This window comes from Anaerolineales bacterium (assembly GCA_015075725.1).
GTDB lineage: Bacteria > Chloroflexota > Anaerolineae > Anaerolineales > Villigracilaceae > Villigracilis.
In genome coordinates, this window is sequence record JABTTV010000001.1 from 1,903,563 (window position 1) to 1,917,489 (window position 13,927).

General features: G+C 54.3%; 12 protein-coding genes. 10 read left to right on the forward strand and 2 right to left on the reverse strand.

Annotated features, from left to right (window positions below; translation table 11 throughout):
- The first annotated feature begins 10 nt into the window (after window positions 1-10).
- The 10 genes from ilvB to HS100_09225 all read left to right on the forward strand — a co-directional run bounded on the left by ilvB (window position 11) and on the right by HS100_09225 (window position 13,049).
- Entirely contained in the window at window positions 11-1,696 is a 1,686-nt protein-coding gene (gene ilvB, locus HS100_09180; protein ID MBE7434080.1) for a biosynthetic-type acetolactate synthase large subunit, read from the forward strand.
- 67 nt (window positions 1,697-1,763) lie between these two features.
- On the forward strand, window positions 1,764-2,324 hold the full coding sequence (ilvN, locus tag HS100_09185) for an acetolactate synthase small subunit (protein MBE7434081.1): 561 nt from the start codon (window positions 1,764-1,766) through the stop codon (window positions 2,322-2,324).
- 74 nt (window positions 2,325-2,398) lie between these two features.
- Window positions 2,399-3,451, forward strand: a complete 1,053-nt coding sequence (ilvC, locus tag HS100_09190; protein ID MBE7434082.1) for a ketol-acid reductoisomerase — start codon at window positions 2,399-2,401, stop codon at window positions 3,449-3,451.
- Window positions 3,452-3,510: 59 nt separating this feature from the next.
- Entirely contained in the window at window positions 3,511-5,169 is a 1,659-nt protein-coding gene (locus HS100_09195) for a 2-isopropylmalate synthase (GenBank protein MBE7434083.1), read from the forward strand.
- Window positions 5,170-5,322: 153 nt separating this feature from the next.
- Complete coding sequence (leuC, locus tag HS100_09200) at window positions 5,323-6,729, forward strand: 3-isopropylmalate dehydratase large subunit (protein ID MBE7434084.1); 1,407 nt, start codon at window positions 5,323-5,325, stop codon at window positions 6,727-6,729.
- Between the two features lie 57 nt (window positions 6,730-6,786).
- Entirely contained in the window at window positions 6,787-7,368 is a 582-nt protein-coding gene (gene leuD / locus HS100_09205; protein MBE7434085.1) for a 3-isopropylmalate dehydratase small subunit, read from the forward strand.
- Window positions 7,369-7,434: 66 nt separating this feature from the next.
- Entirely contained in the window at window positions 7,435-8,991 is a 1,557-nt protein-coding gene (locus HS100_09210) for a citramalate synthase (protein ID MBE7434086.1), read from the forward strand.
- A 99-nt stretch (window positions 8,992-9,090) separates the two neighbouring features.
- Window positions 9,091-10,176, forward strand: a complete 1,086-nt coding sequence (gene leuB / locus HS100_09215; protein ID MBE7434087.1) for a 3-isopropylmalate dehydrogenase — start codon at window positions 9,091-9,093, stop codon at window positions 10,174-10,176.
- A gap of 13 nt (window positions 10,177-10,189) precedes the next feature.
- Entirely contained in the window at window positions 10,190-11,110 is a 921-nt protein-coding gene (locus tag HS100_09220; GenBank protein MBE7434088.1) for a branched-chain amino acid transaminase, read from the forward strand.
- Window positions 11,111-11,390: 280 nt separating this feature from the next.
- Complete coding sequence (locus HS100_09225) at window positions 11,391-13,049, forward strand: DEAD/DEAH box helicase (GenBank protein MBE7434089.1); 1,659 nt, start codon at window positions 11,391-11,393, stop codon at window positions 13,047-13,049.
- A gap of 136 nt (window positions 13,050-13,185) precedes the next feature.
- On the opposite strand, the gene HS100_09230 is transcribed toward HS100_09225, so the two are convergent.
- Complete coding sequence (locus tag HS100_09230) at window positions 13,186-13,668, reverse strand: hypothetical protein (protein MBE7434090.1); 483 nt, start codon at window positions 13,666-13,668, stop codon at window positions 13,186-13,188.
- Between the two features lie 7 nt (window positions 13,669-13,675).
- Window positions 13,676-13,900 carry a hypothetical protein gene (locus tag HS100_09235; GenBank protein MBE7434091.1) on the reverse strand — a complete coding sequence of 75 codons (225 nt, stop codon included), beginning with the start codon at window positions 13,898-13,900 and terminating at the stop codon, window positions 13,676-13,678.
- Window positions 13,901-13,927: the final 27 nt, after the last annotated feature.

Consider the following 13,927-nt stretch of genomic DNA (forward strand, 5'->3'; position numbering starts at 1 on the left):
AAGGAGAAGAATGAAAAAGACAGGTGCAGAAATCGTTTGGGAATGTCTCACACGCGAAGGTGTGGAGGTGGTGTTCGGATACCCGGGTGGGGCGAACATGCCGATCTATGATGCGATGTTGAGCTATCCGGTGCATCATGTGTTGGTGCGGCATGAGCAGGGTGGCGCCCACATGGCGGATGGATATGCTCGCGCTTCGGGCAAGGTTGGTGTGGCAATGGCGACATCGGGTCCCGGCGCGACGAATTTGGTGACGGGCATCGCAACCGCAATGATGGACTCGGTTCCAGTGGTATTTATCACAGGTCAGGTGGCGGCGCATCTCATCGGCGGGGATGCTTTTCAGGAAACGGATGTGACGGGTATCACGCTACCGATAACAAAACATAATTATCTAGTGACCCGCGCAGATGAAATTGCGGAAACGATCCGCGAGGCATTTTACATTGCACGCAGCGGAAGACCCGGACCCGTGTTGATCGATATTTGCAAGAATGCACAGATCGAATCCTGCGAGTTTGTTTATCCAGATGAAGTTAAACTTCCCGGTTACCAACCCGTCGACCATGCGCCGAAGGTTTCGTTGGAGGAAGCCGTAAAGCTGATCGAGAGGGCTCATAAACCGGTCATCCTTTGCGGGCACGGCGTTTTGATGTCGAATGCGGAAAATGAATTGATGCAATTCGCTGTCAAGACCCAAACACCAGTTGCGAGCACCCTGCTTGGATTGGGCGCATTTCCTGCATCGCATGAATTAAGCCTGGGAATGATGGGGATGCATGGCGAGGTCCATACCAACCTGGCGATCCAAAATGCCGACCTGCTTCTGGCGTTCGGGATGCGCTTTGATGACCGCGTCACTGGCACGTTGAAGACCTATGCGCCCCGCGCGAAGAAAATCCATATCGAGATCGATCCGTCTGAAGTTCACAAGAATGTGCATGTGGATGTGCCGCTTGTTGGGGATCTGAAAACCGTCCTGACCGACCTTATCCCGATGCTGGATGAATACGACCATGATGAATGGAAGAAGGAAATCAACGGCTGGAAAGCCGAGGCTGATGCGCGCAGTATCATGAACTGGGACGATGACGGGAAGTTGTACGTGGCTCACCTCATTTCGGATATCTGGAAGGCGACCGGAGGCGGGGCGATCGTGACCACGGACGTGGGCCAGCACCAAATGTGGGCCGCGCAATACTATCAATTGGAAAAACCGAACCGTTGGCTTTCCTCTGGCGGCGCCGGGACGATGGGTTTTGGGCTGCCTTCTGCCATTGGCGCATGGTTCGCCGCCAAGGATCAGGAAATTTGGGCGATCGCTGGCGATGGCGGCTTCCAAATGACCGCCGCTGAATTAACCACGGCGGTGCAGGAAGGCGCGAACATAAAAGTGGCAATCATGAATAACAACTTCCTCGGGATGGTGCGCCAGTGGCAGGAATTCTTTTTCGAGAAGCGTTATTCGGCCGTCGATATGTTGACGCCTGATTTTGTGAAACTTGCGGATGCGCACGGTGTCCCGGCGAGGCGGGTGACCCGGCGAGAAGAAGTCAATGAAGCCATTGAATGGGCGCGCAAGACGAAGGGACCCGTCGTCCTGGAATTCAAAGTGGAACGCGAAGACGCTGTTTACCCGATGGTTCCTGCGGGTTCGGCGTTGGATCAAATGATACAGAGACCGGTGAAAGCATAAGAACTTCCCTCACCCCAAACCCTTCTTCCACTGAGAGAGGGGCAGGGGAGATGGATAAGGAGAAAAAATGAACTACACCTTCATCGCATTGGTAGAAAACAAACCTGGCGTGCTGAACAGGGTCGCTTCTTTGTTCCGCCGACGTAACTTCAACATCGAATCCCTCGCGGTGGGCCGCACGGAGAATCCGGATATCTCGCGCATGACCGTCGTTGTGGATTGCCCTAACGGCGACATGGACGCCCACAAGATCGAAGCAAATTTGTACAAACTCGTCAACGTGATCGATGTTCAGGATGTCACGCATCAACCTTCGGTGACCCGCGATCTGGCGCTGATCAAAGTGAAGGTCCGGCCTGAACGCCGCGCAGAGGTCAATGGCTTGGCGGATATCTTCCGCGCCCGGATTGTGGATGTTGCCGCCGATTCGGTCATTGTCGAAATTACCGGCACCGAGGACAAGATCGAAGGCATGATCGAACTGCTGCGTCCCATTGGGATCGTCGAGATGGTCCGCACGGGGCAAATCTCCATGACCCGCGGGGTGATCGACGGCGTGCGCCGCGTGGCCGGGGTGAATGGCAATCGCTACGACGATATCGCCGAACTTGCGGCAATGACGCCGTAATAAACCTGTCAACGCGAGGAGTTTGTTTCGTCGCTTTGTTCCTCGCAACGACATACGACTAGGAGAACACAACAATGGCAAAGATCAATTTTGGCGGTGTGGAAGAGGAAGTGGTGACCAGGGATGAGTTTCCGCTTGAGAAGGCGCGTGAAGTATTGAAGGACGAAGTGGTCGCGGTGGTGGGCTACGGCGTGCAGGGACCTGCCCAAGCGATGAACATGCGCGACAATGGCATCAAGGTCATCGTTGGTCAGCGCAAGGGCACGAAGAATTGGGATAAGGCCATCGCGGATGGCTGGGTGCCCGGCGAGACTCTCTTTGAAGTGGAGGAAGCCGCTGAGAAAGGCACGGTCATTCAGTATCTGCTTTCGGATGCCGGTCAGCGCTCGCAATGGCCCAAGATCGTGGAACACCTCAATGAAGGCGATATGCTTTACTTCTCTCACGGATTTTCTGTCACATTCAAGGATGACACTGGAGTAGTCCCGCCTCCGCACGTGGACGTGGCCTTGGTTGCCCCCAAAGGATCTGGTCGTAGTGTGCGGGCAAACTTCCTCGAAGGCTCAGGAATCAATGCCAGTTTTGCGGTCCATCAGGATGCAACGGGCAAAGCCAATGACCGCACCATTGCCTTGGGCATCGCCATCGGCGCGGGCTATCTCTTCCCAACCACCTTTGAACGAGAAGTACTTTCTGATCTTACGGGTGAGCGCGGCATTCTCATGGGCGCTCTCGCCGGTGTGATGGAAGCGCAGTACAACGAACTCCGCAAGCACGGACATTCTCCGTCTGAGGCGTTCAACGAAACGGTCGAAGAACTCACCCAGTCGCTTATCCGCCTGGTGGGTGAGAACGGCATGGACTGGATGTATGCGAACTGCTCCACCACGGCTCAACGCGGCGCTCTCGATTGGAAGGATAAATTCCGAGATGCAACTGCCCCTGTTTTCAAGGACTTGTATGAAAGTGTTGCAAGCGGCAACGAAGCCCGCATCACCCTCGAAGCCAACAGCCAGCCCGATTACCGCGCCAGGTTGGAAGTGGAACTCGCCGCCATCCGCGACTCGGAAATGTGGCGCGCGGGTGCGGCTGTCCGTTCGTTGCGCCCTGAGAATTGGAAGAAATAGATTGGTAGGTTGGTAAATTCGTAAATTGGTGAATTGGTTTTCCAATCTACCAATTCCCAATGTACCGATTTACAGGAGTTCTTATGACCAACTATGTAAAAATTTTTGACACCACATTACGCGATGGCGAACAATCTCCCGGTGCGACGATGACCTCTGCCGAGAAATTGGAAGTGGCACACAACCTCGCCCGTCTCGGCGTGGACATCATCGAAGCCGGATTCCCCGCCGCCTCGCCGGACGATCTGGAAGCCGTCAGACGAATCGCGCTTGAAGTGGGCAATCCACCCGCAGGGAGTCCCGAAGCGAAGGTTCCTGTCATTGCAGGGCTGGCGCGCGCAAACAAACCCGATATCGACAAAGCCTGGGAGGCGGTACAAGGCGCAAAGAAACCGCGCATCCATACGTTTCTTGCCACGTCACCGATCCATATGAAGCACAAGCTGAAGATGGACCCGGAGGAGGTCATTCAACGTGTGTCTGAGATGGTCGCTTACGCAAAATCCTTCTGCGATGATGTCGAGTTCTCACCCGAAGACGCGGGGCGTTCTGAACCGGAGTTCCTGTACGTTGTCCTTGGCGAAGCCGTCAAAGCCGGCGCGACAACGTTGAACATTCCCGATACGGTCGGTTACACAACGCCCGATGAGTTCAATAAGCTTATCGATGGAATCATCAAAAACACGCCGGGGATACATGACGGGATCACAGTATCCGTGCATTGCCATGACGACCTTGGCATGGCGACCGCAAATACGCTGGCGGGGATCCGCGCAGGGGCGAGACAGGCGGAGGTGACCATCAACGGCATTGGCGAACGCGCTGGTAATACTTCGCTCGAAGAAGTGGTGATGGCGTTGAAGACTCGCCATCCCGTCTTTGGCTTGGAGACTGGAATTGAAACGCAGCAGCTTTCGCGCATCTCCAAACTCGTCAGCAATTACACCGGCATTGTTGTCCAACCGAATAAGGCGATCGTCGGTTCGAATGCATTCGCGCATGAAGCAGGCATTCATCAGGATGGAATGTTGAAACATCAAAGCACCTACGAGATCATGCGCCCTGAAGATGTCGGCGTGAACCAGACCAACCTCGTGCTTGGCAAACATTCCGGTCGAGCTGCGCTGCGCAATCGCCTCGCCGAAATGGGACATTCCCTCGATGACGTGGAACTCGATAAAGCCTTTGCGCGTTTCAAGGACCTGGCTGACCGCAAGAAGGTCATCACCGACCTTGATCTCGAAGCCTTGATTGCGGACGAATTCTATAAACCGCGCGATGTATATCTGCTCAACGGCTTGCAGGTCACTTGCGGAACGATGGGCATGCCAACCGCCACCGTCCGCCTGCGCGGACCGGATGGTGTCGTTCATACTCAAGTCGCCATTGGCACCGGTCCAGTCGATGCGACTTACAAAGCCATTGATCAGGTCGTCAATGTTCCGTGTACCTTGCTTGAGTTCAACGTTCATGCCATCACCGAAGGTATCGATGCGCTTGGCGAAGTCACCGTGCGGGTGCAGAGCGAAACCGGTTCCACAACCATGGACGCGCAAAGCGAAGTGGAGTTCATGCGCGTCTACGGCGGTCATGGAGCAGATTCGGACATCATCGTCGCCAGCGCCAAGGCATACGTCAACGCGCTCAACAAGCTGATCGTTGCCCAAACCGAAGGGAAAGGGAAAGTGCCGAACGATTTTGGTGTGATGTTGGGATGAAAAGCGGAGATTGGAGAATTGGAGATTTGAAACTGGAACTCGCTTCTTTCCGCCTCGAAAGTTGAATCCACTCAACCAGCATCTGATTCCGCTGATGATGATTCCTGCCAAATAAAAAATCATTAATCGAAAAGCGTTAATCGAAAATTTATTATGCCTAAAACACTCTTTCAAAAAATCTGGGACTCACACGTTGTGACCGAACAGGATGAAGCCCCTGCGGTTCTTTACATCGACCTGCACCTGGTCCACGAAGTGACCTCTCCCCAAGCCTTTACCGGACTCCGCCAGCGCGGACTCAAAGTCCGTCGTCCCGATAAGACTTTGGCGACAATGGATCACTCCATCCCAACCACTCCCATAGATGTACCGATTGCCGACGCAATGGCCTCCGCCCAGATTAAACAAATGGAAGTCAACGCCGCCGAGTTCGGCATCACCTTGCACGGCATGACCAGTCCACACCGCGGCATTGTGCATGTCATCGGTCCCGAACTGGGGCGCACCCAACCCGGCATGACCATCGTCTGCGGTGACAGTCATACCGCCACACATGGCGCATTCGGCGCGCTCGCGTTCGGCATCGGCACCAGCGAAGTGGAACACGTCCTCGCGACTCAATCTCTCTTACAGAAGAAACCCAAGACCTATGAAGTGCGTGTGGATGGCAAACTCGGTCACGGCGTTTCTTCCAAAGACATCATCCTCGCGCTGATCGCCAAGATCGGCGTGGGTGGGGGGACGGGTCACGTCTTTGAATACACCGGCGAAGCCATCCGCTCGTTGACGATGGAACAGCGCATGACCATCTGCAATATGTCCATTGAAGGCGGCGCGCGCGCAGGCATGATCGCCCCCGATGACAACACCTTTGAATATCTCGCCGGGCGCGAGTTCGCTCCCAAAGACGCCGACTGGGACAAAGCCGTTGCCTATTGGAAGACTCTCGCCACCGACGAAGGCGCCACCTACGATAAATCCATCACGCTCAACGCCGACGAGATCGAACCAATGATCACCTACGGAACCAATCCCGGCATGGGCATGGGCATCACAGACCGTATCCCCACTGTGGAATCTTTCAATGAACCTTCACAAAAAGCCGCGTTCGAAAAAGCCATGACGTATATGGGTCTGCAACCGGGTCAATCGTTGCTCGGTCAAAAAGTGGACGTGGTCTTCATCGGCTCCTGCACCAACTCGCGCATCTCCGACCTACGTCTCGCCGCAGGCATGTTGAAGGGACGCAAAGTTGCTGATGGCACACGTGTGATGGTCGTGCCCGGTTCGCAGGATGTGAAGAAGCAAGCCGAACAAGAAGGTTTGGATACGATCTTCAAAGAAGCCGGTGCCGAATGGCGCGAAGCAGGCTGCTCAATGTGTATCGCAATGAACGGCGATCAACTTCAACCCGGTCAATACGCCATCTCCACCAGCAACCGCAACTTTGAAGGTCGTCAGGGCAAAGGCGGGCGCACTTTCCTCGCCAGCCCTGTCACCGCCGCAGCGACTGCCATCCACGGCGTTGTCACCGATCCGCGCACCGTGCTCGAAGCTTGATAATTCGATATTCGAATATCTATTATCAACCTGACACCTGATACCTGGAACCTTCTCATGGCACAATTTACTACTCTTACCTCCCGCGCACTCGCCATCCCTGTCAACGACATCGACACGGATCAGATCATCCCCGCGCAATTTCTCAAAGTGACCGACAAGAACGGTCTCGCCGACGCGCTGTTCTACAACTGGCGCTACAACGACGACAAATCATCCAAGCCCGACTTCATCATCAATAAACCCGAGTCACAGGGCGCACAAATTCTATTAGCCGGAGACAACTTCGGCTGTGGGTCGAGCCGCGAACACGCTCCTTGGGCGCTCACGTCGTGGGGCATCCGCGCCGTCATCTCCACCTCATTTGCAGACATTTTCCGCAGCAACTCTCTGAAGAATGGACTCATCCCCATCATCGTGGATGAAACCACTCACAAGATGCTCTTCGATTTGGTGGAAGAAGCGCCTCGCGCCGAACTGACAGTTGATCTTGCTACCCAAACCGTGACCTTCCCCGGAGGCTCGTTCACCTTCCCGATCGACGCGTTCAACAAAGCGTGTCTGCTCAATGGCGTGGACGAACTCGGCTACATCATGGGTTTTGAAAAAGAGATCGCAGCGTACGAAAGCAGACTATAGACCATTGACCACGGACGATGGACGACATGGTCAATGGTCCATCGTCTATCGTCAGATAGAGAATGCATGACAAAGATTCAGATCTACGACACCACCCTGCGCGACGGGACACAATCCGAAGGCTTCAACCTTTCGGCGAATGACAAGGTCCGCATCGCGCAAAAATTGGATGAACTCGGCGTCGCGTTCATCGAAGGCGGCTGGCCCGGTTCGAACCCCAAAGATGTGGAGTTCTTCGAACGCGCCCGTGACATGCAATGGAAGCACGCGCTCGTTGCGGCGTTCGGTTCCACCTGTCGCGTCAAAGGCGGACCCGAGGACGATGCAAATATCAAAGCTCTGCTTGATTCAAAGACGCCCGTTTGCACGATCTTTGGCAAGACGTGGACGCTGCATGTCAAAGAAGTATTGCAGACCACCAACGATGATAACCTGCGCATCATCGAAGACTCTGTTGCCTATCTCAAAGCCAACGGCAAGCACGTCATCTACGATGCAGAACACTTTTTCGACGGCTACAAAGCGGACAAATCCTATGCCATCGAAACTCTGCTGGCGGCGATTCGCGGCGGCGCGGAGACGGTCGTGCTGTGCGACACCAACGGCGGGACCTTCCCGTGGGAGATCAAACAATTCCTGAAAGAGTTGAAGCCTGCGCTAAATCATCCCTTTGGGATTCATACCCACAACGACTCGGAATGTGCCGTCGTCAATTCGCTGGTCGCCGTCCGCGAAGGAGCGGTTCAAGTTCAGGGAACCATCAACGGCGTCGGGGAACGATGCGGCAACGCCAATCTGTGTTCCATTATGGCGGACCTCGAACTCAAGATGGGTTATCAATGCCTGCCGAAGGGAAACATCCAGCGGTTGTATGAGCTGTCTCATTTCGTCGCGGAGGTGGCAAACATCACGCCAGATGAGCATTTGCCCTTCGTGGGCAAATCGGCGTTTACTCACAAGGGCGGTGTGCATGTGGCGGCAATGCGGCGTTCGGCTCAGTCCTACCAGCATGTGGAACCGGAACGTGTCGGTAACAAAATGCGCGTTGTTGTTTCAGACTTATCCGGCCGCGGCAACCTGCTCAGCAAAGCCGAGGAGCACGGCGTGGAAGTGGAAGGCACTGAAGTTGTGCCCATCCTCAATGAGATCAAGGAACTCGAGTCACGCGGATTTTCCTTTGAAGCCGCCGAAGCTTCAGTGGCAATCATGCTCAAACGGCAGGAATACGGTTATAAAGCGCCGTTCGAACTCATCGACTTCTTCGTCAATGTCGAACATCGACAGGGGCGCGGCATTTTTGCCGAAGCAATGGTGAAGGTGCGTGTTCAGGGTGAAGTGTTACACACCGCTGCGGAGGGGAACGGACCTGTCAATGCGCTCGACATCGCCCTGCGGAAAGCGCTTACCAGTTATTATCCGCGCATCAATGATTTTCATCTTTCCGATTACAAAGTACGCATATTGGATTCGGAACATGGCACTGAAGCCATCACTCGCGTATTGATCGACACGCGCAATTCCACCTCGCGATGGAGCACGGTTGGTGCGGGGACGAACATCATCGAAGCAAGTTGGCGGGCGCTTGCGGATTCGGTGGAGTATGGACTGATGGTTGCACATTAGAAATTGCAGGGGCGGGGTCCTCCCGCCCGAGATGGTGAATCTAAAACTAAAACTGGGCGAGGAAACCTCGCCCCTACGATGTGAATGGAAAATATATAGATGAACTTCAAAATCACCTTACTGCCCGGCGATGGCATTGGACCGGAAGTGGTCGGTGAAGCCGTGCGGGTGCTGGAAAGAATCGCCAGCAAATTTAATCATTCATTCGATTTTCAGGAACGCATGATGGGCGGCTGTTCCATCGATAGATACGGCTCTTCCCTGACCGATGAGACTCTCGCCGATTGCCAAGCCTCAGACTCCGTTTTGCTGGGTGCCGTCGGCGGACCGAAATGGGACGACCCGAAAGCCAAAGACCGCCCCGAGCGCGGATTGCTCGCCCTACGAAAAGGTCTTGGCGTATTCGCAAATCTTCGCCCGGTCAAAGTCCACCCGGCGTTGGTGGATGGCTCACCGCTCAAGCCGGAGAAACTCAAAGGCGTGGATATCCTCGTCCTGCGCGAGTTGACCGGCGGCTTGTACTTCGGCTTCCCCAAGGGACGCGATGTTAAAGACGGGCGCGAGCGCGCAGTCGATACGCTCGAATATTATGATTATGAAATTTACCGCATCATGAAACTGGCATTTGAATTGGCGAAGGGACGCAGGAAAAAGGTCACTTCGGTGGATAAAGCCAATGTACTTGAATCCTCCCGTATGTGGCGTCAGATTGCGACTCAAGTGGGGAAGGAGAATCCAGACGTTGAGTTGGAACATGTTTTGGTCGATACGGCAGCGATGAAATTGATCACTGGTCCGATGTGGATGGATGTGGTTGTCACTGAGAACATGTTCGGCGATATTCTCACGGATGAGGCGTCCGTGTTGGCGGGGTCGATGGGGATGCTGCCCTCTGCCAGTTTGGGAGAGGCAGGTTCGAGGTCCGGAAGCGAGGCGCGCATGGGATTGTACGAACCCATCCATGGTTCCGCTCCGGATATTGCCGGGAAGGGAATTGCGAATCCAGTTGGTACAATTCTTTCCGCGGCGATGATGCTACGCCATTCGTTCAAATTGGAAGTCGAAGCAACGGCGATCGAGGCGACTGTAGATCGAACAATCGGCGACGGTGCGCGCACTGCGGACCTCGGCGGAAAGCTAACGACCCGTCAGATGGCGGATGAACTCATCAAAAACATTCAATAAAGGAGAAGAGAGAATGGGCATGGAATCGAAATTTATATGGAAAGACGGCGAACTGGTGGAGTTCGAGAAAGCCACTGTTCACATGCTGACGGCCGCCCTGCATTATGGGGCAGCGGTCTTCGAAGGGATCCGCGCCTATCACACCGCCAAAGGACCTGCCGTGTTTCGCCTGCGGGAACATGCGGAACGATTGATCAAATCAGCGGAGATCTTTGGATTTTTGAACTTACAATATTCGACGGATGATGTTTCGAAAGCCATCAAGGAAACCGTGAAAGCGAACGGGTTTGACGAATGTTACATCCGCCCGCTTATCTACCTGACCGCAGGGGCGTGGAACTTGAACATCGACGCGGGTAAAGCAGCCATGATGGTCGCGGTGTGGAAGTGGTCGAATTATCTCGGGGAGGAGGCGCTGGCAAAAGGCATCCGCGCGAACATATCCTCGTTCACGCGGCACCATGTCAATGTGTCGATGACGAAGGCAAAGATCGCCGGCAACTACGCCAACAGCATCCTGGCGAAGACTGAATCGGTCCGCCTCGGTTTTGAAGAAGCCATCATGCTCGACCCGAGCGGGTACATTGCCGAATGCACGGGGGAGAATCTATTCCTCGTCAAGAAAGGCAGGATCTACACCCCGTCTGCGGCTCCCGTGCTCGAGGGAATCACGCGGGATTCCATCGCCACGATCGCGAACGACCTTGGCTATGAAGTGATCGAACAGCCCATTTCCCGCGACCAGCTTTATAGCGCCGACGAGGTCTTCGTCTGCGGAACGGCGGCGGAGGTGATCGGCTTGTGTGAGATCGACTTTCGAAAGATCGGGGACGGGAAGTCGGGCAGGATCACGCATGAGATCCAGACCGTCTATCACGATGCCATCCGTGGAAAGATAGCCAAATATGAAGCATGGTGCGATTACGTTGGGTAACTCGCTTTAAAGCCATTCATCAGCTCAGGGGAGAATTAAGTCCTGAAAATCTGTGGTACACTCACTGCCGCTGTATTTCTGGGAACTTGTTTTGATCGCTCTGAGTAAGTAGCCCGTGGAACACCTCGGGCTTTTTTGTTGGGCGGGTTTTGCCTGCAAAGGCAGACCTTGTTGAGCAGGAAGAATTATTGAAAGAGTCATCAGAACATTCCTATGCGTAGGGGCGAGGTCATACCACTTCGTGGAACAAGCCTCGCCCCTACATAAAAAAGGACAATTGATGACTACCGATTTTTCTTCTCTCAACCTGCGTGACGAGATCATGCAGGCAATCACCGAACTCGGCTATTCCGAGCCGACCCCTATCCAATCAGGCATGATTCCCCTCATGCTCACCGGCGTGGATGTGGTTGGTCAAGCCCAGACGGGCACAGGCAAAACTGCCGCCTTTGCCCTTCCCATTCTCAACAACTTCGTAAAACAAAAGAATCCACAGGCGTTGATCCTCGCGCCGACGCGTGAACTTGCCCTGCAGGTTGCCGACTCGATGAATGAGTACGGCAAACATTTGCATGTGCGCGTGCTTGCCGTGTATGGCGGACAGCCTTATGGACCGCAGATCAACAGCCTGCAGCGCGGCGTCGATATCGTCGTTGGCACACCGGGTCGTCTCATCGACCTGCTCGAGCGCAAAGTACTTTTCCTCAATGGCATCAAGACCGTGGTGCTCGATGAGGCGGATGAGATGCTCAACATGGGTTTCATCGAAGATGTCGAAACGATCCTCGCATCGACGCCCGAGGAACGGCAGACCGCCCTGTTTAGCGCGACCATGCCGCCGCGCATCCGCAAACTGGCAGAGCGCTTCATGCGGGACCCGCATTCCGTGGTCATAAAACGGGATACGCTTACCGTTTCAGCCATTGAACAACGTTTTTACATGGTGCATGAAAATCACAAGACCAATGCGCTAACCAGACTCTTTGAAATCGAACCCATCCACAGTGCCTTGATCTTTGCTCGCACCCGCGCGGAAACCAGCACCCTTGCGAATGAACTTGTCGTGCGCGGAATCCCAGCCGAAGCCATTCACGGCGACCTCGACCAGCAGGCACGCGAGCGCGTGCTGGGACGTTTCCGGGCGAATCAGTTGAAGGTGCTTGTGGCCACCGACGTTGCCGCCCGCGGTTTGGACATCGACGATATTTCGCATGTCTTCAACTATCACCTGCCCGATGATGCCGAGGTGTACGTTCACCGCATCGGTCGTACGGGACGCGCAGGCAAAACCGGCGTTGCCATTACTTTGCTTTCCCCCAAAGAGAAGCGCCGCTTGCGAGAAGTGGAAGCGCTCACCAAACAGCCTCTCACAAAAAAGGAGCTTCCCACCCCGGAAGATATAACGAAACATCGGGAATCGCAAGTGGTTGAAAAATTAAAGGTCTGGCTTGGGCGCGGACGGTTCAAACGCGAACTTGAAATGGTACAGGAATTGATCGAAGCCGGTCACGATCCGCTGAATATTGCCGCGGCGGCGATTAAAATTTCACGCGGCGAGGAAAAGCAGAGGCCAATCGCTGAAATTGCCAGCTTGAAGGATGAAAGATTTGAAAAAGGAAAGAAGGAAAGGTTCGGGCGAAGGGAAGGCTCGGGTCGCGGCGACAAGATGCGGATTAGAGGGAGCCGAGCGCATGAGGAGGGCATGGTGCGCTGCAAGATCAACAAAGGCAAGGCGCATAACATCCGCCCGAACGATATCGTGGGGCAGATCGCCTTCCATGCCAATATTCCCGGCAACATCATTGGCAAGATCCGCATCGAAGAAAAAGTATCGTTTGTGGATATCCCCGAAGATGCGCTGGATCAGGTGCTCAAGCACAGCGGGAACTATAAAATCGGCAAGGAAAAATTCAGCGTCGTGAAAGCGGAAAAGAATTAGCGGACCCTCCCCTCAGCCGCCTTTTTCGAGGAGCGAGCATAACGCATTGGACAAAACCCCTCAAAGACGGATCCGACCCTGATTCTTTAAAATATTTTTTTCCTTCCAGCCAGACCCACTTCATAGGCCGGCAGATCTACCCTCCACCAGCCATTGCCATTAACAAACCAAATACGAGAACGAACCCGACCATACAGATTACACCGACGACGAATATTCCCGCCATCAAAATCAGAGGCAACCTAAACATCCGCTTCGCGACCCCCGCCGTTGACTCTGCCGCCTCGTAGGGAAGTTTCGGCGCGTTCATACGCGTCTCCTCCAACTGCGTGATGAATGCCGTCTGATCCTGAATCGTAAACCATTCCGAGTGGTTATCATCGAAATCAACGCGCAGGAGCTTGAATAAATTAACCACTTCTTCACCAATCCCGGTAATACCGCTCAACGGCAACGCTCGCTGTGGACCAAACCCCGCCTTCAATAGGATTCGCTGATTTGTCAGCCACATGCGCACATTCGAACCGCCAGAGCGGATTCCATTCCGCACCATGTACACCGTTGCGCCAGCCTCACGGATGATTGTTTCACCATCACGGAGTTGAGGGGTTAAGTTCATAAACTGTCTACCTCACTTTTTCCTCTGCCGCTTTTTCCAACACAGAATATCCATTCTCGATCAATTTTTGCACTTCAGTATTTGATCCGGCCTTGCCCTTCTCAAGTGTTTCCACCATCCTCAGCATCGCCCCTCGGATTCCGCTGGCGCGGTGCGCGAGTACAGAATCGGCGGAGATGCGCTCGAGACGGGAGAGCAGGAACAGGAGAGTACGAATGAGATCCTGGCTCATATTGCTACAGTTTACCTTACCTGCAGC

Bases quoted from the DNA above. Each gene is read 5' to 3' on its own strand.
- ilvB (MBE7434080.1), top strand. From the start codon at position 11: ATGAAAAAGACAGGTGCAGAAATCGTTTGGGAATGTCTCACACGCGAA.
- ilvN (MBE7434081.1), top strand. From the start codon at position 1,764: ATGAACTACACCTTCATCGCATTGGTAGAAAACAAACCTGGCGTGCTG.
- ilvC (MBE7434082.1), top strand. From the start codon at position 2,399: ATGGCAAAGATCAATTTTGGCGGTGTGGAAGAGGAAGTGGTGACCAGG.
- HS100_09195 (MBE7434083.1), top strand. From the start codon at position 3,511: ATGTACCGATTTACAGGAGTTCTTATGACCAACTATGTAAAAATTTTT.
- leuC (MBE7434084.1), top strand. From the start codon at position 5,323: ATGCCTAAAACACTCTTTCAAAAAATCTGGGACTCACACGTTGTGACC.
- leuD (MBE7434085.1), top strand. From the start codon at position 6,787: ATGGCACAATTTACTACTCTTACCTCCCGCGCACTCGCCATCCCTGTC.
- HS100_09210 (MBE7434086.1), top strand. From the start codon at position 7,435: ATGACAAAGATTCAGATCTACGACACCACCCTGCGCGACGGGACACAA.
- leuB (MBE7434087.1), top strand. From the start codon at position 9,091: ATGAACTTCAAAATCACCTTACTGCCCGGCGATGGCATTGGACCGGAA.
- HS100_09220 (MBE7434088.1), top strand. From the start codon at position 10,190: ATGGGCATGGAATCGAAATTTATATGGAAAGACGGCGAACTGGTGGAG.
- HS100_09225 (MBE7434089.1), top strand. From the start codon at position 11,391: ATGACTACCGATTTTTCTTCTCTCAACCTGCGTGACGAGATCATGCAG.
- HS100_09230 (MBE7434090.1), bottom strand. From the start codon at position 13,668: ATGAACTTAACCCCTCAACTCCGTGATGGTGAAACAATCATCCGTGAG.
- HS100_09235 (MBE7434091.1), bottom strand. From the start codon at position 13,900: ATGAGCCAGGATCTCATTCGTACTCTCCTGTTCCTGCTCTCCCGTCTC.